Annotated in this window: 15 protein-coding genes and 7 pseudogenes; 5 read left to right on the top strand and 17 right to left on the bottom strand. The window is 58.3% G+C overall.

The window, feature by feature from the left end; translation table 11 throughout:
- Positions 1–22: 22 nt before the first annotated feature.
- Positions 23–614: pseudogene (locus ACFQH2_RS17215) on the bottom strand (AsnC family transcriptional regulator).
- Positions 615–747: 133 nt separating this feature from the next.
- Here ACFQH2_RS17215 and ACFQH2_RS17210 point away from each other — a divergent pair.
- Entirely contained in the window at positions 748–945 is a 198-nt protein-coding gene (locus ACFQH2_RS17210; protein ID WP_377050835.1) for a heavy-metal-associated domain-containing protein, read from the top strand.
- A 720-nt stretch (positions 946–1665) separates the two neighbouring features.
- On the opposite strand, the gene ACFQH2_RS17205 is transcribed toward ACFQH2_RS17210, so the two are convergent.
- The 3 genes from ACFQH2_RS17205 to ACFQH2_RS17195 all read right to left on the bottom strand — a co-directional run bounded on the left by ACFQH2_RS17205 (position 1666) and on the right by ACFQH2_RS17195 (position 5669).
- Positions 1666–3864, bottom strand: a complete 2199-nt coding sequence (locus tag ACFQH2_RS17205; RefSeq protein ID WP_377050273.1) for an LUD domain-containing protein — start codon at positions 3862–3864, stop codon at positions 1666–1668.
- Entirely contained in the window at positions 3861–4370 is a 510-nt protein-coding gene (locus ACFQH2_RS17200) for a LutC/YkgG family protein (RefSeq protein WP_377050271.1), read from the bottom strand. Before ACFQH2_RS17200 ends, ACFQH2_RS17205 begins: the two co-directional genes overlap by 4 nt.
- Before the next feature lie 339 nt (positions 4371–4709).
- On the bottom strand, positions 4710–5669 hold the full coding sequence (locus ACFQH2_RS17195; protein ID WP_377050269.1) for an alpha/beta fold hydrolase: 960 nt from the start codon (positions 5667–5669) through the stop codon (positions 4710–4712).
- A gap of 1504 nt (positions 5670–7173) precedes the next feature.
- On the opposite strand from ACFQH2_RS17195, the pseudogene ACFQH2_RS17190 reads away from it, so the two are divergent.
- The 3 genes and pseudogenes from ACFQH2_RS17190 to ACFQH2_RS17180 all read left to right on the top strand — a co-directional run bounded on the left by ACFQH2_RS17190 (position 7174) and on the right by ACFQH2_RS17180 (position 9968).
- Positions 7174–8151, top strand: a pseudogene (locus ACFQH2_RS17190) (IS1595 family transposase).
- Positions 8152–8241: 90 nt separating this feature from the next.
- Positions 8242–9168, top strand: coding sequence for a helix-turn-helix transcriptional regulator (locus tag ACFQH2_RS17185; RefSeq protein ID WP_377050267.1), 927 nt, complete (start codon positions 8242–8244; stop codon positions 9166–9168).
- Complete coding sequence (locus tag ACFQH2_RS17180; protein ID WP_377050265.1) at positions 9165–9968, top strand: DUF6036 family nucleotidyltransferase; 804 nt, start codon at positions 9165–9167, stop codon at positions 9966–9968. Before ACFQH2_RS17185 ends, ACFQH2_RS17180 begins: the two co-directional genes overlap by 4 nt.
- 103 nt (positions 9969–10071) lie before the next feature.
- On the opposite strand, the pseudogene ACFQH2_RS17175 reads toward ACFQH2_RS17180, so the two are convergent.
- The 3 genes and pseudogenes from ACFQH2_RS17175 to ACFQH2_RS17165 all read right to left on the bottom strand — a co-directional run.
- Positions 10072–10407: pseudogene (locus ACFQH2_RS17175) on the bottom strand (hypothetical protein); the annotation flags it as partial.
- Positions 10408–10410: 3 nt separating this feature from the next.
- Positions 10411–10902, bottom strand: coding sequence for a hypothetical protein (locus ACFQH2_RS17170; protein WP_377050263.1), 492 nt, complete (start codon positions 10900–10902; stop codon positions 10411–10413).
- 103 nt (positions 10903–11005) lie between these two features.
- Positions 11006–11417 (bottom strand): annotated as a pseudogene (locus ACFQH2_RS17165) (hypothetical protein).
- A gap of 257 nt (positions 11418–11674) precedes the next feature.
- Between ACFQH2_RS17165 and ACFQH2_RS17160 the strand changes: the two are divergent.
- The gene (locus tag ACFQH2_RS17160; RefSeq protein WP_377050833.1) at positions 11675–12742 is read left to right on the top strand and encodes a CNNM domain-containing protein; all 1068 of its coding nucleotides are present in this window, start codon (positions 11675–11677) and stop codon (positions 12740–12742) included.
- Between the two features lie 137 nt (positions 12743–12879).
- On the opposite strand, the pseudogene ACFQH2_RS17155 reads toward ACFQH2_RS17160, so the two are convergent.
- From ACFQH2_RS17155 to ACFQH2_RS17110, 10 genes and pseudogenes are all read right to left on the bottom strand, one after another.
- Positions 12880–13553, bottom strand: a pseudogene (locus tag ACFQH2_RS17155) (DUF6735 family protein).
- 377 nt (positions 13554–13930) lie between these two features.
- Positions 13931–15179, bottom strand: a pseudogene (locus ACFQH2_RS17150) (glycosyltransferase).
- 337 nt (positions 15180–15516) lie between these two features.
- A pseudogene (locus ACFQH2_RS17145) lies at positions 15517–15699 on the bottom strand (hypothetical protein); the annotation flags it as partial.
- A gap of 387 nt (positions 15700–16086) precedes the next feature.
- Positions 16087–16455 carry a transcriptional regulator gene (locus ACFQH2_RS17140; protein WP_377050831.1) on the bottom strand — a complete coding sequence of 123 codons (369 nt, stop codon included), beginning with the start codon at positions 16453–16455 and terminating at the stop codon, positions 16087–16089.
- Between the two features lie 4 nt (positions 16456–16459).
- On the bottom strand, positions 16460–17557 hold the full coding sequence (locus tag ACFQH2_RS17135; RefSeq protein ID WP_377050259.1) for a DUF5305 family protein: 1098 nt from the start codon (positions 17555–17557) through the stop codon (positions 16460–16462).
- Positions 17554–17796: a hypothetical protein gene (locus ACFQH2_RS17130; RefSeq protein ID WP_377077039.1), complete on the bottom strand. Its 243-nt coding sequence runs from the start codon at positions 17794–17796 to the stop codon at positions 17554–17556. The genes ACFQH2_RS17135 and ACFQH2_RS17130 overlap by 4 nt, the downstream gene beginning before the upstream one ends.
- Before the next feature lie 250 nt (positions 17797–18046).
- The gene (locus ACFQH2_RS17125; RefSeq protein ID WP_377077038.1) at positions 18047–19030 is read right to left on the bottom strand and encodes a signal peptidase I; all 984 of its coding nucleotides are present in this window, start codon (positions 19028–19030) and stop codon (positions 18047–18049) included.
- A gap of 16 nt (positions 19031–19046) precedes the next feature.
- Positions 19047–19571 (bottom strand): hypothetical protein, encoded by a 525-nt coding sequence (locus ACFQH2_RS17120; protein WP_377050254.1) that lies wholly within the window; start codon positions 19569–19571, stop codon positions 19047–19049.
- Between the two features lie 114 nt (positions 19572–19685).
- A complete protein-coding gene (locus ACFQH2_RS17115; protein ID WP_377077037.1) occupies positions 19686–21125 on the bottom strand; it encodes a bacterio-opsin activator domain-containing protein in 1440 nt (479 codons plus the stop codon).
- 5 nt (positions 21126–21130) lie between these two features.
- A partial coding sequence (locus tag ACFQH2_RS17110; RefSeq protein ID WP_377077036.1) for a PAS domain S-box protein occupies positions 21131–22134 on the bottom strand: 1004 nt, incomplete at its 5' end.

The following is a 22134-nucleotide window of genomic DNA, read 5'->3' as shown; positions in this document are numbered from 1 at the left end:
CGGTTCCAAACCGAAGTCAGCGCTATATGCCCTCTTCGAGACGCTGGTGTCGATCTTCAGAATCGACTCTGACACGATTGACAACAGAAATGATAGAGCTCTCCATCAATACGACTCGTCTCCCCCTCAGAATCCACAGTATTACTGCACTCGGCACACGTGAGTGCGAACTCGACGCCGTCAATCGACGGTGTCCACTCGACTTCGTCGACTAACGTGACTGTGTAATCAACCGAGTTAGCGCCATCGAGAAGCGTGTTCACCCATGCTCGGACGTTCTGTGCTTCTGCACGTCCATAGAACCAGAGGTCGCCCTCCGACGTAATGAACACGTGTTCGACGGCGTCGTCGTTTCTGACCCGCTCGCGTACCGCGTCGAACGACTCAGACGGGAGATCCAGTTGAACGAGTACCGGTACACCAGCTCTGAGTTTAGTACGGTCGACATCGATAGTGAAGTTGTTGATGACTCCGGTCTCTTGGAGCCGTGTAACGCGATCTGAGACGGCTGGCCCCGAGAGGCCAACTTCCTCGCCGATCGCGCTGAACGGGCGACGGGCGTTCTCGGCTAACAGCGAGAGAATCTCCATGTCGGTTTCATCCAAGTCCCGCATACTGGCCCAAAAGGACGCAGGATACAATACTATTTCCCTGAAGATACTTTGGAATACGTCGTTTCATAACCGTTCGAACAACAGTATCGAAGCAGCAAATGACAAAGAGGAGCCGTCCGTATTTTTCACCGGAATGAGTCAAACGATCACCGTCGAGGGGATGACGTGCGAACACTGTGAACAGACCGTTAAAGAGACCCTTCAAGACGTATCTGGCGTGACTGACGCCACCGCCGATCGTGAGGCCGAACAGGCGAGAGTCAATGGTGACGCCGACGTCATGGCCCTTGTACAAGCCGTCGAAGACGCTGGATACACTGCCCACGCTTGAGAGCACCCAGAACGTTCGCGGACGACCACCCCGCCGTTCTCTTTCGAGTCCGCTTGCCCTGATCGCACCGCGCAGTATCAGGCCCCGGACGGATTGACATCCTCCTCCGCGTGAACGCGGAGGAATCCTGAGTGTTAGAGATTTCAGGTTTGCAGTCCCACCGAACCCTGACACGGTCAGAATCCGTGTAGAGTTCACGGACTGTGACGAGTGAGACTGCTGGGAGTGCCAAGCCCCCGGTACTCCTATCCTCTGTCATGTTCGGACTCCCAGAGTTGTTTTTGCCTCGGAGAGTCCGACAGGCTTCGACGGACTCGGAGTTACTTTCCTGGTGCGTGCAACAGTCAACTCCACGCCGACTCTGTGAGAATCGGGCGGTCATCAACTGGTTTCGATTACTGCTTGGTTGCTTGGGGCGGCGAAGCCGCCATCGGAGGACAAGGCAGAATCACTCTCTTCTCGCCTGAGTCCTATTCTTGAATCGGAGTGCCTGTCAGTTGAAAGTATGGATTGGAACTCTCGGACAGGTATCGAAACGTGGATTGGTTCCGTGTTGTCGGATTCATCCCACGGCTAAAGCCGTGGGTTTTCTCCTGTACCTTCTATAATTCAATTCACGAACAATATTGCGCTTTGAAGCCACGCATCATTTCCATCCTTCGAGGTTGTGATGTTCCTCAAGAGCGAGCTTGCTAATGAAGCGACCGAGCGAAGAGCAGCTCAATCAGGAGCGATGAGCTCGACGACATGCATCGGCTCGTCGCCCACGAGGTCTCCAATCTGGTCCGTACAAGACATGCCGCTTGCAAGGGTATGTTCACAGTCCGCCTCGTCGAGCTGTGTCTCCAGATTCGAGCCGACGTCGATCGAAAGCTCGTAGTACTGCTGCTTGTAGCCGAACGATCCAGCCATTCCACAGCACTCGACATCGCTTGTTGTCACCTCGTACTCCAGTCGGTCTAGGACGGAGAGGCCATACTCGTCGAGTCCCATCGTACGCTGTTGGCAGTGGGCGTGATAGGCAACCGTTTCCCCGTCGGCAGCGACAGTCAGCTCGTCGGGATTGGCACCGTTTTCGAGGAGCCCGTAGATGTATTCGAGAATCTCGTAGCTGTTCGCCGCGAGCGGTTCGTGCTGCTCTTCCGGAAGGAGCCTGGCGTAATCGTTACGGAACATCGCCAGGTCACTCGGCTCAATTACGACCACGTCGTCTCCCTGCTTGACGTATGGGCCAAGCTGCTCGACGACGCGTTCTGCTTTCGTCCGGGCCGTATCGATCATTCCCTGCGAGAGTGGTGCCCGCCCAGCCCCTGGTACCGGCGGGACGACGACCTCAGCACCAAGTGCTTCCAGCGCTCTGACAGCCGCCTTTCCGCGCTCGGCTAGCATGTAGTTCGTGTACAGGTCGGGATAGAGCACGACTGTCCAGTCCGGATCACTCGGTGGAATATCGTCACGGCTTTCGAACCACTCGACAAATGTCGTCCGGCGGAACGCGGGGAGGTCCCGCCTCCGGTCGACGCCTGCGACGCGTTCAAGGAGGTACGAAGCCGGCAGAGAATTTGCAGCCCAGTTCGAGAGGGGTGCGAACGCGCTACCGAGTTTGGCAAGCGTCTCGAAGTTGCCGAACAGGCGTTTCTGGAGTCCCGGCCCAGAACTCTCGGTATCAGGCGTCAATCCATCGACCAGAAACTCGGCGCTGGTGTCGGTCTCGGTGTTGATTCGATCCCGGACGACGGTATTGATCCACGGGATATCGATATTGACCGGGCAGGCCTCGACACAGCGCGAACAGCCCGTGCAGAGATCGTTGAATTCCGCTGCGGTGTCGGTACCATGTACGCCAGCTTCCCACCCCGTGGCGATTCCGCCGGAGTACGTCTCACCACCAAACACATGGCCACCAACGGACTGGAAGTTCGCACAGGTGTTCGAGCAGGCCGAACACCGGATACAGTACAGTGTCTCCCGGAGATCTTCGTCCTCTCGCATCGCCAACCGCCCGTTGTCGATGAGGACGAGATGGAACTCACGGCCCTCGCCATCGCCGCCGATCGGTGTCTCTCGATCGTCGAAATCGACCGGTGGAGAGTTGATCGGGGGCGTGAGCAACGAGATATAACTCGTGATGTCCTGTCCCGTCCCGGAGCGGCCGATCAGTTCGATAAAGGGCTGCAGGTCCTCGATGCTCGGGACGATCTTTTCGACGCCAGCGACAGTGATCTGCGTGTCCGGAACGGTCACAGTCTTGCGGGCGTTGCCCTCGCTCGTTACCAGCGCCATGGTCCCGGAATCCGCCGTGAGAAAGTTCGCACCAGTCATTCCGACATCGGCGCCCCGGATCTGTTCACCCAGCTTCTCCCGGGCAAACATCGTCAGTTCCTCGGCCGTTTCGAGTTCGTCGGCAGGCTCGAACTGCTTGTTAAAGAGGGTCGCAATATCCTCACGAGACTTGTGGATCGCGGGAGCGACGATATGGCTTGGAGCCTCGTCAGCGACCTGAAGGACCCACTCGCCGAGGTCGGTCTCGACGACGTCGACGCCCTCACGTTCGAGGTGCTCGTTGACCGTGATCTCCTCGCTCGTCATCGACTTGCTTTTGACGAGGCGGTCGGCCTCCGCTTGCGAACAGACGTCCGAAATGTACTCGTTGGCATCGGCGGCATCATCAGCGATATAGACGGTTCCACCGTTCTCCTCGACCGTTTCAGTGAGTTCGTCGAGAAGAGCAGGTAGCCGTTCGATGGCGTCTTCCTTGATCGCCCTCGCTTCCGCGCGAAGCTGCTCGTACGACTCGAGATCGGCAACAGATTCGTATCGTCCCGCGTTAAATCCTCTCGTGTTAGCGGCGACTGCCTCGCCCTCCGTCTCCAGGATGTGTCGAATATGGGCTGCTTTCGACTCTCGCTGTGAGCTCATGAAACAACGATCACCTCCACTTCTTTCGGACCGTGCGCACCCTGCACCAGCGCGCCCATGTCCGCAGTTGCTGAAGGACCGGTTGCGAGAATCGCCGAACCGCGTGTTTCCCGGAGTTCGTCGCCGAGCCACTCGAAGGCTGCTGCCATATCCGGAACGATGTCTTGCTTCCGAAGGACGACAACGTGCCGGTCGTTGAACAGACTTACCGGCTCGCTCCCGAGTTCGTCCATCCTGAGAACGAGACTCCCGTACTCGGCGATCGCCAGCGAAGCTGCCGTAACACCAGTGGCTGCATTCTCCAGATCCGCTGGCGTGGGCGCAGTTGTTACTTGCTCCGGCAACTCGACGTCTGGCCACGGCAATGGTGTGCCGATGGCCGGCCCCTCGATCCGCTCATCGACCGCTGCCGCGACGTCGTCCGGAGGACACTCGGTGATCTCAACCCCGTAGCTACGTGCCCGATTCGTAAACGCGTCGTACCGCGGTGTATCCTGAGACATCATCAACTCTCCCTGCCGACTTGCTAGAAATTTCGATACTGTGTACTTCAGCTTGCCCCAAGATCCACTTGGTGCCAGTCAACAGGTATGATGATCGCAATGGTTGTCGCAGTATAAAATAGACAGCTACGGAAAGTAACGACTGAATCGATGCCCAATCAGATCCTTATAGTGGGATACGACTGCTCTCTCAGCGGGTGGTGTTCCGACCGATAGCGATCTGGGAGAACGAAGGTGCCAAAGTGAGACCGGCAACTACCGCAGCCAACACTCTTACAGCAGTGTCTTAGATATTGATCTTAGTGGAATCGAATTGTGGAGTGATAACGACGATTCTGTTCACTACTCGTTTGAAATTTCTGCATCCCGTACCTCCGTCATCGATTCTACTAATGGTTGATCTGTTTTGACGGTTGTACTGACCGCCCGAAGCAAACTGTTGTATATCGCGGGCCGTTCGATCATTCCGATGTGACCGGTTCGCTCTAACTGGCAGAATACACCTTGCGAAATCCGGCTGGCAGTACTTCGTGCCACGTCAAGAGGGACGATCCCATCAGCAGGTCCATAGATGACCAGCGCTGGACAGTCGATGAGGCTCATATCATCACGCCCGTCATACCCCCAAAACCCCTCCGTGACCGTTGTCCACGCCGAACGGCGGTGCGGCATCGGGTTCGATTGAAGGAAGTCTTCGATGACACCCCTGGAGGTCTCTTCGTGTGCACCGACGCTGTGAGCCAATCGACGCATCAAGGTCTTGTTTGACGGTAACCTGTACAGACTGAGGGCAAGAAAGAGCCGTAAGAAGGGCTTTTCCCACGCTGGTGTGAGGTCGTGATCACCGCCCGCATGGAGAACGAGTGCGCTTGTCGGGTGCTGCTTCGCGTACTCGATAGCGACCGCTGTACCGTAGCTGTGACCGTGGAGAATTGGCCGATCAATATCGAGTTCTTTGAGTAGGGCTTGGAGATCGGCCACGTGACCGTTAATAGATTGCGTTGGTCGGGTCGTTGAGTTGCCATTGCCCGCCAACGAGTACGTCACGAGGTCCCGTTCTCCAGCAAACGCATGCAACTGTGGATACGGATTCCATAACGAACCAAGGCCTCCATGAATGAAAACAAGCGCCTCATCGGCCCCTGGTATATGGAGCGTTTCGAGAGCAACGTCATCGGATACCTGTATCTTGGTCGGCTCTGGTACTGACCGCCTGACTTTGTCGAAGCGGATGTAACCTGCCGGAAATGCGTCATATCCTGCCGACATGATCAGATATACCGGATGATGCTGCGTGGTCAATAAACCGACTCATACATATACCATTTTAAAGGAACATCAAATTTCTTGTCTTTCCAAGCAGATAGATACCGGTCTCCCCTGCGATTTTATCCTTACCGATACTTGAATCACCTGTACCGACCGATCCGAGGGATCGGAATCTGTGCAGGATTCTGTGTGAGATATGCGCGCTGTAGTCAGCACAGGCTCCAAGACATATTCAAAACCAGACAGATCACCCGACTCTCAAATGGCCGATTTCGGCCACCTCACGCCAGAAAGGTCGATCCCTTCGATCGTCGAACGCGAGCCTGCAGCGCCCATAACGAATATTTTCTCCAGAATCACAGTACAGCGGGGGTAGATCGTCGATTGAACGCAATGCCGTTGCTTTCGTTCAGCAGAGGGCCAATCCCAAACGCCACTCTCGCTATCGAAGTCGGGAAGAGAACGCTGATGAATACCGCTTTCCGAAAGAGTCCCTCTAAAAATGTGCGGTCACGGGAACTGAGATCTGCTAGTAGTTCCCCTCCGGCGATGCAACGAAACGTTCTGATTATCTGTCAGAATTCGTGTACAAGATGTAGAGCATATATTCACTGTGGAGTCTGTTCTGCGGTTACTGCTAACTTTTGCGGATGGACGTTTCAGTACCCGCCTCCACCATCGAAGCACCGCCCGCATTTACTGGCGCTCGTGACGGTATTTGACTGGTCGGTTGTGGTGGGGTGAAGATTATCATGCGATAGATGATAGTGGATTCCACAAAGAGTCTGACAATCCGACTTACCGCCCTCATGTTTGTGGACTGTTCCTGTGACTTGGTTCATAATCACGTCCATGTCAGTCAGTAACGTAGACCACTGATATCACGTTACTGCTTGGTACACAAAGGTATTTCACCACCAGTTGACGCACGGAGGAGATAACGGTTGACCGATATACGCTTTGTATTCAGCATGACCATTGGAACCTATCACCGATCAAGGGTTTGAAAGACCTATTAGTCATACTTGAGTGAGTGGCCCGGATTCCCTCCTCGAAGAAAGATAGCCTGTCCGAGTGATGATCTGGTATTTCATATCGCACACGGGGGGTGTATATTCCTATAAGCCATAATATATTTATCTCGCAAACCGGGATTTCCTGTTAGTAATACCATAGTTGTAGTAACATATGCTAACCAGATCTTGGATTGATATGCGAATTCACCGCGTGCCAGATCAAATGTCTCGGAACCTGCTCAAGATAGTTTACGTATGGTTAATCGTCATCGTAATCGCAATACTCGAAAAATCGAGTTGATCAATTAAAAAGACAAAATATTCTGCTTTTTCATTTTGCACACGGGGTGTAGTGTGGCGGATACTCAGCGAAATTCCTTACTGATTTGCTCGATATCAGGGTTGGTTTCGGACGAAAATCAGGATACGCCTCCACCTCGGGCGGGCGCTGAAGGACTCGCTCTTATGCAAAGCTGCGGAAAGACCGTATTGTTACACTGAGTCGGCGCTAATCTGGCAATATGTCTTCTACTCAGCCAGCGTTCGGAGCGATGTTTCGAGAGCTGATCGAGCTGGGCGTTGTCGAGATCGACACGGAGCCGCTCGATGTCCGCATCGAGCGGCGACTCAAGGAATTCTGGGAGAATACGTCCTGTCCACGGTGCGGCCACCAGAGCATCGTGACCTGGGAGAGTATCGACCGAATCTGGTGCCGTAACTGCAATTTTAAGCCGGTTTTCACCTACGGAACGCCGTTCCACGAGAAACACCTCGCCTGCTGGGAGGTGCTTCTCGCGTTCACGCTGTACGCCGATACGTTGCTCAGTATCAACCAGATCGCGCCGTTTCTCGGTCGAGCCTATAGAACCGTCTACACAGCCATTCGAGACGTGGAAGCCGCGGTTCAGCGCGGCTTCCCCGTCGTCTGGAGCCTCCTCGATCAAACCATCGACGGACCGACGCAAGTCGACGAATCTGGCGAGGTCTATTCGGGCTACAAAGGCCAAGAGCCGCCGCGGAACAGCCGTTCTCGCGGCGGCTCGTCCCAAACTGGTCGATCTCGTTGGCGAGGCCGCCACGGTGATCAGATAACGCTGGTCGCGGCGTGCCGCGACTCGCTTCGCGTGATTCGCGGCCAACTTGGGATCGACTACAGCAGCGATCTTGAACCGGTGATACAGGAGGCTAAAGACCTCTCCCAGCCGCTGGGAGAGGTCTGAACCGACGGACTCCAGGCGTACCGACAGATGGACTTTGACCACCGAACGGTCATCCACAAAGAGAGGTATGTATCGCCAGAAAGCGTTCATATTAACCAAGCTGAGTGCCTGTTTTCGCTTGTCCAGCCGTGGTTGCGGAAGTTCCGCGGCCTGTCCAAGCAGGGCTTGGAACAGGCCGCTCACACCTTCGGAATCGTTCGCTCATTCAACATAGCGGGTGAATCCGTCGAGTCAATCGTTGATTGTCTCGTTATCGGGGTTTTCCGCAATTCTACATAAGAGCGAGACGATGGGGCAAGCTCTTATTCCTCTCTGTCTGTAACACTACTCGAAACTTCTTTATATACAAGTTTCGTACTGTGTTACACCGTGCTCCGGCGCATCGAACTCGAGGTCCTCGCCACGGTCGACCGCGGCGACACGATCTCCGAACTCGCGACGAAGCTCGACCACAGCGAGAGCTACCTCTCTCGTGCCGTCGGCGACCTCGTCGAGAAGGGGCTCGTCTACACGGAACGCGACGGCCGCCGAAAACGAGTCGTCCCGTCGGATGCTCGCGCCGTCGAACTCTATCAGGACCTCGTCCGCCAGTACTCCCACATCGAGTTCCCCGAGCTGCTGACCGGCAAGGCACTCGAGGTGCTGTACTACCTCGACCAGCCGCGAACCGTCTCCGAGATCGCCGACCGGAGCGACAACTACCGCAACACGGTCAACCGTGTCCTCAAGCGGTTTCGTGACCGTGGTCTCGTCGGGACGGCCGACGGCCGCTACGAGTTCAATGCCGACTTCGACCGCCTACACGCGTTCGCCCGTGAACTCGCACACCATCTGCATCGCCAACGCCTCGAAGCCGTCGCCCCGAAGGGCACGATTCTCTGGGAGGACTACGACGAATTCCTCCTCCAGGCCGAGATGGAGATCGACGCGGAGGCGTTCCACGAAACCGGCCTTGCTCGATTCGCGGCCTATGACCTCCAGTTCCTGCTCACCGGCCACCGCTACTACGTCTACTCCGAAGACCTCGACGCAGTCTCGCCGGCGGAGCTCTGCTGTCACACGCTGCTGATCGACGACGGCAGCCGACACCGCTCGTACTGTCTCCTCCTGCTCAGCCACGTCGACGTCGACGAGGAGGATCTCCGAGAGCAGGCGGCGAAGTATGGCCTCGAAGACGAAATCGACGCCTTGCTCCGCTACCTCGAGACGCACGGCGAGATCGACGACGACCGGCTCCCGGAGTGGGACGAGTTCCAGGAGTTGGCGGCTGACTACGAGGTGCCACTACCACAATGAGACCAACATTCGGACGCGAGTACATCGAGAACGAATTCCAGCGAATCGGAGACGGGCTATCTGAACCGCTCACGGTCTACCTGATCGGTGGTGGCGCGATGTCGCTACGCGACCTCAAGGGGGCGACGAAAGATATCGACCTTGTCGTCCCAGATGGCGACGCGTACGGTCAGCTGTGGGCCGTCCTGATGGACCTCGGGTATGCGGAGGTCCAGTCGCTGGATCCAGATTACCGGGCGCTGGGCGCGACGAGCTGCGTCGAGAACGACGATGGGTGTCGCCTCGACATCTTCAACCAGCAAGTCGCGAACAAGCTCGTGCTCACCGACGGTATGCAAGAGCGCAGTGAGCCGTTCCTCAACCTGGATCGACTGACGGTCCGGCTGGTTAGCAACGAGGATATCTTCCTGTTCAAGGCAATCGCAGGCCGCGACGACGACATCGAGGACATGAGTATGCTCGTGCAGGCCGGCCTCGATTACGACGTCGTCCGGGATGAACTCGAAGCCCAGATCGAACGCCTGGGGGACGATCAGTTCGCCACGTTCGCGAACGAGGCTCTGGTTGAACTCGAGGAGCGGTACGGAGTGACCACGCCGATCGAGGCCCGCGTCCAGGAGCTCACGAATAGGTACTACCGGGGGCTCGAAGTCCTCCAGGCACTCGACGAGCCGATGGCCGTCGACGAACTGGCCGCGGAACTGGAGCTGGATGACGAGGAGGTTCGGGACCGGATCGCGTATCTCTCAACGTTCGACCGGGTCCGTCGAGATGGCGACACAGTCCATCCCGTGGAGTAGCTCAATCGCTGCCCTACGGGGAAGGAAGGCGGCCGTCTGGTCGGGGAACGCGCCCCCGTTTGATCTCGTGATCGGCGCGACGCAGGTGCTTGCAGCCGCCTTCGGGTGAACGCTGCTGCCAGTCGGGACAGTCGTACCAGCGCTGTACCCTCGCCCCGTCTGCTGACTTCTCGCCGACGAGGACGTCATCGTTCGGACACTCGGGACAACTCAGTTCAGGCGCTGGCCGCTCCCGGAGCTCGTCACGGAACGATTTCGCGTCCTTCGTCTCGTACCCCCGCGACCAGATCGGGTAGCCGTCGACGAGGATTGCCCCACGCCACTTGTGCCGGTACGAGTCCGGTGCTCGATGCAGGACGGCTCGCGCACCGGTCTCGGTGTTCCGATACACGAGTGTTGGCGAGCGGCACTCGCGTCGCCAGTTGGTGATTCGGGGCATTGTTCAGAAGTGGACGTCGGCGGGCACGATCCAGAGGTCCTCGCTTTCCTCGAGGATTCGATCCAGCTGCTCGCGGTGGCGAATACCGGTTGCGTGTTCGGTGTACAGGAAGATCGTCGGGCCGTCGTAGGCGCCGACCTGGTGGAAGGCGTGCCGGGCGAGCTCTTCGTCGCGCATGATCTCCTCGTCGGAGAGTTCGTCGATGGCCTCTTTCACCCGGTCGAGATTGCGCTCGAACTCTTCCTTCGTCGCCTCCCACCCACGTTCGAGCAGGTCCTGGCCGTCATCGGAGTCGACAGGGGCTGCAGTCGGCAACTCTCCCCATCGCGCCTTCCCCGCAACGGACGTGTCCTCCTCATCGAAGGTCACGTAGTAATCGAAGACGGCGCCGGCGTGTGGGTCCGCCCCGACCAGGCGGTCGAACACTGACTTTCCGGTGGCCAGCGCGTCGTCGTGCGTCGATACTTCTACCAGTGTGTAAATGACCATATGCATCTCGAACACCTCGAAGCGCCGACGCTCTGGGGATCGTTGCTCGCTCCAGCTGCGTCGGCACCCATCGCCGGCGCTCGAAAAACTCCCTCGTGACGGAGGGTTCTCAGGACTCGTCCGCTCGTTCGACAGTGATGGTCAGGTCGCCCGATTCGTAGTCGGCCTCGAAGTCGACGACGAATTCGTCCGCCTCGTAGGCGGCATGGTAAGCACGGTGGCGTTCGAGCGAGCCAGTCGCCTTGAAGTGGAAGAATGCGGCCGCCGTGTAGGGCTTGCTCTGGGTTTCGACCTGCGACTCGACGGATGCGGGGAGCGCGATCTGGGGCGTCTCCGTGTCGATACTCGCAGCGAACTCCTTTGCCTCCTCCACGGTCGCTCGCGAATGCGCCGGTGTCTCACCGGTGAGCACGTTCACCGGGGTTTCCGTCTCGTCGGTGAACAGGACGTCTTCGAAGGTGTGTCCCGAGGATCGCCTCGGGATCCAACTCGCAGTCGTGAAACGGGTCGTCTGAGGTCATCGAATCACGAGCCTACGGCAGGGCTCACCCATTCCGGCCCCTGAAAAACAGCAGCACTCACGAAGCAAGCAGGATCAAGAGTGATTCAAGCTCGCTGCTCTTGTAGAATTCCTCAATCAGTTATATATTCCAGCTGGCTTGCTGAATACAGGGCGCGTACCTCGTGCCTTGGTTGTGCCTGTGTACCGTGCCTTTTGTGCCTTCGTCATTGTCCTGATGTGAACACTATTTTCTGTCTACTGTCGGTATAATAGATGATGGAACCGCTCGAGATCGGACTACGGATTCTCGGTGGTATCGTCCTTATCGGGGTAAACGCCTACTTTGTTGCAATTGAATTCGCCCTGACCCGTCTCAGGCAGTATCCCGAATCGGAGTTCAACACGCCTGGACTCGAACTCGCCTGGGAGATGACTAACGACCTGGAGTTTTATCTGACGACGTGTCAGGTATGGATTTCTGGGACCAGTATTGCGCTGGGGATCATCGCCGAACCCGGACTCGCAGCCCTGTTCAGAACCCTGTTCGAGAACACGACCCTCGCATCGATCGGGGCTGGTTCGCTCCTCGGATTTCTTCTCATCAACCTGGTTCATCTCACCCACGGCGAACAGACACCGACGTACCTCGGCGTTGAGCGCTCCAAACAGGTCGCTCAGTATGGAGCGCGACCACTGTACTGGTTCTCCAAAATACTCGCTCCGGCCATCTGGGTCGGTGACTCGGTTGCAAAAGCGACACTCGGCCTGTTCGGCATCAAGATGACCCAATCGTGGACCGAAACCGGTGAGGAAGTTATCGAAACCCGTGCGGACCTCCGAAACGAGCTTGGGTCGGTGCTCAACGAGGGTGAGTTGGCCGAGGAACGCAGTGAGGAGGTTATGAACGCCTTGGCCATCGGCGAGCAGTCGGTGGGAGAAGTCATGATTCCGCCCGAGGAAATCGTGGCGCTGTCTACTGAGGATGATCCTGAATCGAACTTCCGGAAACTCGAAGAGCACCCACACACGCGGTATCCACTGATCGGTGAGGACCTCACCGAGTTCCGTGGCATCGTCTACAGCCCGGCCCTGTTCAACCGCCGTAAGGAACTGTCTGCTGGCAACGGTGCGTTTACTGAATTGGCAGCACCGACGATGACACTCTCACCGGATACCGACGTGAGCGACGCGATCGATCAGTTCCAGGCCGAACGGCAGGAGATTGCCCTCGTCATCGAAGACGGCGACGTGGTCGGGCTGGTTACCGTCACCGACCTGCTGGAGACGATCATCGGTGACCTCGAAGACCCACTTGACCAGGACAATCCCGATATACTCGACTAAAGAAAACATGCGCGGTCAGATGGCAGGTTTCGTTGCAATATCGGACCGATAGCTTCGACTGACTTGCACGGAGCCTCTTGCTGCGATACCTCCCCCAGGTGGTGAACGGAACCTCTGTATCTTGTACGCGACTCGTATCAACTGCAGAGGATCTCAATAGAGCCGGATCGCCCTTCGAACGGCGATTCCCTGGTCGGAATGAGCAGTTCTTGTTGATCGCGACCCACTCGGCCAGCTTCCGTTTCAGATACTGCCTCGCCGCCGACGGTGTGAAGACGCCTTTGTCGATTATGTCGCCGCCGACGTCTTTGAGGGCCGCGAACTGCCCTTTCAGGTGGCCGTCGCCGACCGGCTCGCCGTCGTACCAGCGCACCGTCGCAAGCGCGCCGTTCCCGACCGTCTCTCCCTGTTCGACTGTCTCCGAGTCGTACTGGAGGCCGAACCACAGCGTCCGATACGTAGTCACTTCGAACGTCGTCGACACCACGTAGAACGCCTCGTGGTGGAGGTAGTCGAGGTGGTCAGCGATGATCTCCTCCAGCGTGAGGCCGGTGGTGCGGGGCTTCGGCTCGACGAGAGTTGCCGGTCGGTCTTCGCCGGCGAGGTAGCCGTCGACGGCATCTGCCTCGAGGCCATCGGCCAGTTCCGCGATGAGCTGTTTTACCCACTTCGAGTCGGTGTCCTCGCCACCGAACGGCGTTTCAGCCGAGATTCGGTGCTTCAGCTTCAGGTTCTCAGTACCTCAGTGACTGTAGTGAAGCGTGTACTGTCCGTCGGTTCGTTCGTACGCAACGAGTGCGCGATGTCCCATCGAGCAATCACCTTGCAGGGCAACCCGCGACTGGTTCGCCCCGCACCCCTTCCGGGGGACGAACAACACTACTCGTCGATCGGTTCGGGGGAACTGAAATCCGCGCGGAGGGCTTCGACGCCGTACGTCGGTCTGTTCCGCCCCCTCCAGCAACTCAGCGATAACCAGGCGTTTGTGGCTGTCGTGTTTGACCAGTGGACGATTTCTGGTGTATCGTTGTCCCTTTCGGTCGGTTGTCTCGTCCGTCGCTATCGAACACGAGCGGGATAGGCCAGCGCCTCTCACCCATCAGGAGCTATACCGACACACTCGACGCCAACCGAACCCGCAGATGCGTCGCTTGCCTGAAAATCAAGACAGCTGCTGGACGTAATTGATCACTTGCTACCTACCTTCGTCGTCACGCGGAACGTCTCCGGTGGGTTGAGGAGACCTGCGATTGTCCCCATCGAGTGGATAACGGTGATCACCGGCGCCAGCGGGAGTGCCAGTATCCACTGACGGTGGTTGTCACCGTAGTAGATAACACCCAGAAGGAACCAGCCGAGCGTACACAGCGCCAGTCCCATGGACGCCACAAAGAACAACCCGCTATAGACGATCGTCACGCTCAGGAGCGACAGCGGGACGACGAGCAGGGTGACGATCGGCGAGAGCGCCCAGGCGTAGTTCCGCACCCGCGTCAGTACCTCGTACCGCAGCGGGAGCATCGCCGATGCCTGCACGTTGCCAGCCGCCCAGCGGCGACGCTGCTGCAGGATCTCGTACAGCGATGGCGGCGCCTCGTTCCGGCAGACCGCATCCGCCAGTGCGAACGTCACGTCGAACTCCTGAAACGCTGCCCAGACGAACGCGGTGTCCTCGACCAGCGTCTCACGATCCCATGTCGTCTTCTCTTCGACCTCGGTGCGAACAGCGATCCCGCCACCCCACGCGAACAGCGGAATCGAGAGTCGCGCGAATGCGCGCTGTTCGAACTGGACGCCCATCCGGTACATATCGGCCAGATAGCTCAGATTCGATCCCGTGCGGCGAGGTTTCTCGCGGAGTTGGACGATATCTGCATCCGGGAGCCCGTCTAGTGACTCGACGATGCTGTCCTCGTCGAGATACAACACGAACTCCTCCTGACAGTCCAGCGCCTGCCGCGCCCACTCCTGTGCGCGGCCCTTCCGGACTGCACGACACGTGAAGTCCTCTGGGACGACGTGGACTGTCGCTCCAGTCACGTCGATGGCCGATTCCGCGATCACGTGCACGTCCTCGAGCCCCTCGGGCAGGGAATCGACGGTCTCCTGGACGACCTCAGCGGCGTCGACAGTCATAATTCTGAACTTGGATGTTCTCAAGGCCGTATTCGTTCGGCGGCGCCTCGTAGCCCGCCCCAACGACAGTCGTGAGGACGAACCAAACGAGTGCGGTGGCCCCGAAAAGGAGCGTCACGCCCCAGAGCGTGAATCCGAACAACGACGCGAGCCCACCATCCATGACGGCGGTGGTCGTTGCCTCCGCGTGGCCGGGGGCGGTACCCGGCTCGGAAAGAATGGTCGGTGCGAACAATGTCGCGGCCCCACCGACGAGGAGCGCCAGCGTGACCACGACCAGTGCGATACGTTCGGTGTTCATTATGTCGCCACCTCTCTCGCCAACCCGTATGAACCGTCCAAACGCTGTATCTGGATTCAGTCGTCTTCCCTCGGATTCACGGTTTTAATCCCGTTTAACTCGGACTAATCGAGGGACTGCACCGTTGTGGTCTCTGTTAGTCTGTGAAGAGGTACCGACCCACATGATAGCAGAATACGCTGCCGGACACCCCGCGTGACCGTGTCGCGCGCACCGGATCGCTTTCCGATACTGGAACTGCCGAGCGTGCGTCGACTGCTCCGTACACCCTCATCGAGGGATGTTGTACCGGCTCTGGAACGCCTCCCCTGAGCGTGGATGGAGACGCCAGTGAGGGGTCCGCGTGAATGTTCGTCTCGTCTCCGGCATCCGGCCGTGTGAGAAGGCTCACCTCTCCCAGGAGGCTTCTCGTGATCTCGACTCGTTCTCGATCCGCGTCGTCCAACCGGTCGACGTCGAGCCGATTGAGATTGCTGAGCACACAGTGCATCCGTTTACCCTGTTGGAACTGTTGCTCCACTGGAAGCGCCTCACCGCTCGCCGGCGCGGATAGGCCACCGTGACTGACGTCGGCCTTGCGGGCGTTCGCAGTGTTAACCAACAAAACGCGGTCTCGTTCGTCTCTATTGGTTAATCGACGAGTCCGTTTTCCACTATTCGCGAGCGGGCCCGTGACGAGCTGTGCTACATACGTGGCACTCCCAGATCGGTTGCCCCGTCCACGTCTCATCAGGGACCGAGTCGTGGGTACTGAATCGATGGGCAGTTGATCGCTCGCAGTGCTGACGGTCGAGTCGCTCTCTGGATGGTTCCGTGGCTTCCTTTCTGGACACCTCCCGTTCGTTGGTCGTGTCACTGAGAGCCATCTGATAGCCCTCGCACCCTTTCAGAGGGTGAAAACAAGTGGCTAGTCCGCGCTAGCGGGAGTACTGTCTACGTCGACGTCGTCGAGAAGTGGGTAATCGATGTGCATCTCGATTTTATCGAAGGGGACAACTGGCTGGATCGTTCCGCCAAGGCCTCCCTCCTTGAGCTCGAGGATACCCAGCACGTCCAGCTGTTTCAGATCTGCATGGATATCGGAGACGTCGCGGTCGACGAGTCGTGTAGCCTCACGCATGCTGGATGGACGCTCTTTGGCGATCGCCTGGATGAGATCAAGGCGCAGCGGAGTGAGGCTGTCGACGAGATCGTCATAGGTCCCGAACTGAAGTACTGCACGCTCATCGCTTGCATCCAGTCCATCAGCCTCGGCAGTCTGAAGTGAGATCTCGATACCGTTATTTGTCGGTGTCTTGCACCTCCCTATTGAATAAAAACCCGGCAGTGGTATCCGGACGGAAGACAAACACGGCCGCGTCTGTGAAAACGGCATAACGACCCTGCTGTGAGTCGTGGATCACGCGTGTCTCGGAGTCGATAGCGATATCGACGAGGCCTTCGAGCGAATCCATCGGGATAACTTCTAGATGCTTGGAGAACGCTGTCGGCAGGTCTCCGCCAGAGATCCACTCGTCGTAGCGCAGGCGATGGATCCTGTCACGCTCGCGATCAGCATCGAACTCCCTGCGCCCGTATCGTGCGGCGCCGAGGACCACACCACCGATCACCGAGAGGACCAGGAAGACCAGGGTCATGTGGGGGACAATGACGGAGCCAGCCACCGGAGACGTCGTCTGGAACACTTTGTCGCTAACTGGGGCGGCGTACGACGCCGTCGTTCGGTGTTCCTTGCTAACCGAAAGAACTGGGACACGGTAGGAGTCAGGACTGACGGTGAGTTCGGCCCGATCCTCGAGAGATCCTTCATAATCGTCACTGGAATAAGTGGTTTCGACGTGGAGATACGCGTTGACACTGCCAGCATCCCCGATCTCCGCACGCATCTCCCGCAGCGTGTCGGCGAGATCCGCGCTCTGAACCGTTGCCACACTATCGACGGTGGCGGCGTTCCCTTCTATCGTTCCGGATGTAGACGTTATCGCGTGTTTCTGCCGTCGAAATACGCCGTCCTCGGTCGAGGATGCCGTGTACAGGATCGAGACCTGCTGGTCGACAACGACGTCATCCGGCGGTGCTCGTGTCGTCGCGGTCACCGTAACACTCGGGGAGACTCCGCGGAGATACACAGGTTCATTGGTTAGCTCCTCGCCAGCCTGGTACATCGCGTGGTCGTTCTCGACCGTCGCTGTCGTGGTGGTCCCTGTTTCCACGAGCGACCGGTCGGTCACCTCAGTCACAGCCATCGTCGGCGGGAACACCATCGTGACGGCGACACCGATAAAGCCGACTAACAGCAAGAGAGCGCCGAGTTGACTAAGCATCCGGCCGTTCTCTGAAAGGAGATATCGAACTTTGGCGGCGCCAGTGGCCATCATTGAGTGGTATCCTCGATCGTTGCACTCCGATTCGTGGCGACGGCGTCGATACCGACGCTGTCAGCGGATGTATCGAACACGATTTTCTCATCGACGTAGGTGTCGTCGTCCGGTATCGCAACGTCAACAGCGACACTCTCGGTCGCGTCGAGATCGACAGTATACTCGTCCCCGACAGAGATACCGTCGACCACGAGATCTGCTTTCGTGGCCGACGCGTCGTTTAGCGTCACCGTCATCGTGGCGGTGTTTTGGAGGTTGTTCGTGACGACGACGAGCTGGTCCGTGTGACCGATTCTGACGCCTGTCGCGGTGTCGAGCGCGATGAGAGCCTGTGGGTCGTCAGTGATGCCGAGGGTCGCCCCCGGTCGACATCCGCGGTCGAATACGAGGCCGCAGGTAACAGCGTCGCGCCAAGTAGTAACACGACCAGTAGTAACACGGTAGCGGGAAGTACGCGGCGGGACCGCGCCCGAGAACGACCGCTACTCATCGGAACTCCCACCACGAAGTACGTGACCGGGATCGCAATTCGATCGGTGCTTTGCCATCCACCACGAGCCAATGTACCCCGTAAAGCGGTGTGACGACCGTGCCGACAGAGGCGATCGCCGCCGCGACTGGGTGAAGCGTATGAAGGCTGCTCATGATTCCATAGGGCAGGACGGCCGGATAGTAGTGGGAACTCACCGTACCCTCGAGGGCGCCGGTACTCGTCTGGGCGGGGACCCTGACGACAACGTCGGAGCTGCCTCCGTTCGCGCCGATATCGAGAACCGTAACGCCAGCCCCCTCGACGAACTGGTAGGTGAATCGTGGGGCGCTTGCCACCTCGACGGACCGAGTCACCGACTCTCCGACCGGAATGATGCGGCCACCGCCTCCACCGTCGGTCGTGACCGCAGTAAACGCCATCTCGTAGGTCGGCGCCCCGTAGGCTGGCGCGAGAGCACTTCCGAGGACAGCAGTGATGACAAGCGGTGTCATCAGATCGTTGACGCGAACGACATCGCGAGCACGGGGGTTCCGCTCGATGAATCCGCCGGCGAGTATCACCGCGAGCACGCCGAGTGGCCAGTACGTCGACAGCACGGCGACGACGCTTCCAAGCCGTGGAATAACGATCGGCTTGTTGCCGATGGTGAGGACTGTGCCGACGACACTGGAGTCAGTCACGACAGGATGGCCGGCATCCTGATCAGTCGATGGATTGTTATCACCTTTGGTAATATACCCCTCGTCGGTAAGGGCGACGACACGGTGGGTAACGTACTCGTCGCGGGTTGTGGAGTCGAACACGATGATGTCGCCCGAGGTGACGTCGCCAGTCGGACCGACGACGTAGCCGTCACCTTGCCCGATGGTCGGTTCCATACTGTCGCTGTATACGTACGAGAGCTGGAGCGGCGTCCCTGGCAGTAAGAGCAGGAGCAGACCACCAACCGCTACGAACGCCAGCGCTCGACGAATCATTCGCTGGACCGTCGAATTAGTTCGCCGTGAAGGTGAGTGTCCCGTCCAGATCTGTCGCACCCAAGGCTACCCCTGTAGTGTCAACGGTCATGACAACGCGGACCTCCTGAGCGGCAGCGGCCGTCCACGTTACGTCTGTCGTGTCGTCGACCGTACCAAGAGAGACAGCATCTGTCCACCCATTTGTGCCCTCCTCGAAGAGATCAAAGGTGACACCCGCGGTTCCGTACCCGAGCGTAAAGCTGCGCTCACTACCGTCGTTGTTCGTGATCGAGAAGGCGTGAGCCGTATCAAGGCTAGTCGAGTCGCCGAAAGTGAACGAACCGTCTGTATTCAGATCGGCCGGCGTGATCTTGAGGAGGTCACCGGTTTCAGTGATACCGTCGGTCGTCCCGGCGTTGAGGCCGATGAGTGCTGTAGAAGCGTCTGTTGCGACCGTGAAAGACGCATCTCGAGTGACGCTGGCGCTGGTGTATGCAGCCGTACCGACGCTTGTTCCGAGAATCGCTCCGATGCTTCCGATTACAGCTCTTCGTTGCATACAACCCCATTATAGCTGGAGACGGACAGGCGTCTCCGTTGACGTTCCAAGCGCCGGCCGTCGAGATGCTTGGATAGTAAACCCCCACCCCTCTGAATCACCCGCCAGCACAGTTTACTCGTCGTTCGCCGACACCGTCCGGGTCTGGCGGAACGCCTCGTCGAACAGCTGTCGCTCCGCGGCCCGGAGATGCTGGTACACCGCTTGGGAAGAGATACCGAGTTTCTCCCCGAGTTCTTTCCCGGTGCAGTGACGCGGGGACTGGAAATAGCCGTTGAGATACGCGGTATGAACGACCTCGCGCTGGCGCGTCGTGAGCGACTCGCGAAACGCAACCAGTCGCTCGTAATCGCTGCCGTCGGCGTTCTGTGTGCCTTTCGAGACCAACTGTGCGCTCGGATACCGATCCAGAATATCCGACGCGACATCCCGCAGGATATCCGTCTGTGCGATCTCCAGACCGACCTGAACGGAGTTCGGGGATGCAGATAGCTCCGAAATTCTGACCGGGTATTCCCGCAACTGCGCTCCGAGAAGTGGGGTTTCGAGATGAAGCTCGACGACACCGTCTGGCCCGTTGTCGGTCGCGATAGTTGCCGATCGGACCGCACTCATCGTGGCAGCAACCTCCGTTACGCTCTTCAGCGACGCCTCCTCGACAGCAGCGAACACCCGACAGGTGGCACCCGGTTCGGGAATAACCCCTGTCACGTCGAGTTCACAATCGGCGTCAGCGGCAAGCCGCCCGAAAAGATGATCAACGCCATCGATCTCGAACGCAAGTTCAGTTGTGGCACCCGACTGGAGCGCGTGACGCTGCTCGACGGACTGAAGTGTTTCGCCCACCGAGGATGCGATAGCCGACAACATTCTCTCGAAGCGCCCGCTGAACGCGTTCTGATCGGCCGACAGAACCGAGAGCACGCCGGACGTAACGCCATCTACCTCGATCGGGATCGCAACGACGGATTCGACACCGTACGAGAGCGCGGTTTGCTTCCACGGCTGTTGACGGATATCGATCGCCGTGTTTGCGACGCGAACCGAGCGGCCGGTCTGGAAGGCGACTATCGCTGGCTCTTCGCTCGAATCGAGCTCTAACGTAATATTGTCGAGATACTGTGGAATATTACCCGCCCACGCGCGACGATCCAGCACGCTCTCTTCAGTCGGAACGCCGATCCACGCGAGCTTCACGCCCTCGATATCGCTCACCTGGTCGCAAACTGCCTCGAATATCTCGTCTCGGGTTTCGGCTCGTAACAGGGACTCGTTGAGTCCTCGAAGCGTTGCATTCACACGTTCCAGACGGTGGAGTTCCTCGCTCTGTCGACTGATCTCTTGTTGGCCCGAATTGATCTCCTGTTCCCTCTCGAACCGCTCGAACGCCGCCGCAGCGGCGTTAGCCAGGATCTCCACGAACTCGCTATCGTGGGGCGCAACCGATCTCCTGTCGTCATACCCGATCGCGAGCACGCCTGCAGATCCAATCGGCATGAACAACGTCAGTCCGTGACCTGTGTCGTCTCCTGCCGCGGACCCAAAGGTCGACACATCATCTACCTCGATCGGACGGCCGTCGATGAAGGCACGGGCAAGCGGGTGATCCGGATCGAGTGGGACCTCGCAGCAACGCTCGGAAGTGACATCGCGTCCACGACCTCCAACCAATTTTTTGACGATACGTGGCGGAACACTGCCCCTCGATCGGCAGCAAGCAGGTTGTCGACCGTGGACAGGACGCTTCCGGTCACCTGACGCGATTGATCGGCGGCGACGATATCAGTGACTGCTGTATGTAGCGCCGATAGCGTTTGTTCGTACCGCCTACGGTCAGTGATGTCGCGGGCCTGCGTCAGGACCAGCGAGCGACCCTTCACCTCGATTGGTTTGAACTTGAATTCCACCCAGAAGCGCTCGCCGCTCGCTCGCTGACAGCATTCCTCCGTGCTGGTCATTCCATCAGTCGCCGCTCGCTGGAAGTGATCGCTCAACGTCGTTTCCTGATGGTCCTGTCGCGGAATACTCCAGAGATCGTTCAAACCCATCGACAACAATTCCGCTCGCTCTACGCCAAAAATCTCCAGGAAAGCCGGGTTAGCGTCGATAAACGCTCCGGTCTCGGGATGGAATGCGAAACCCTCGGCGGCTAAGCCGAAGAGTTCGCGATAGCTCATTTCCGCTCGCTCGCCTTCCACCACGTTCTCGATGCGTTGAGCTAACACCGGGAACTGCTGTGCGATATCTGACTTCCGAAAGTAGTCTGCCCCAGCTGAGATCGCCTCGCTGGCGACCTCCTCGGACCCTTTCCCCGTCAGAAGAATAAACGGGAGGTCTGGCCGGTCGGCACTCACTGCCCGGAGAAGCTCCAGGCCGTTCATTGTCGGCATTTCGTAATCCGAGACTATACACTCGATATCGGTATCAAGCCTATCGAGGACTGCAACTGGATCCCCAACGGAAGTAACCAAACGCCCCGTCGACCTGTTCGAGGCTATCCGGAAGAGCGTCCGCATCTGATTGTTGTCGTCAACGTGGAGGACGTCGATAGAGTCTTTTTTTA

Source organism: Natronoarchaeum sp. GCM10025703, from assembly GCF_042661985.1.
GTDB lineage: Archaea > Halobacteriota > Halobacteria > Halobacteriales > Natronoarchaeaceae > Natranaeroarchaeum.
Note: the sequence above shows the minus strand (reverse complement) of the source record. Positions and strands in the feature narration are given on the sequence as shown.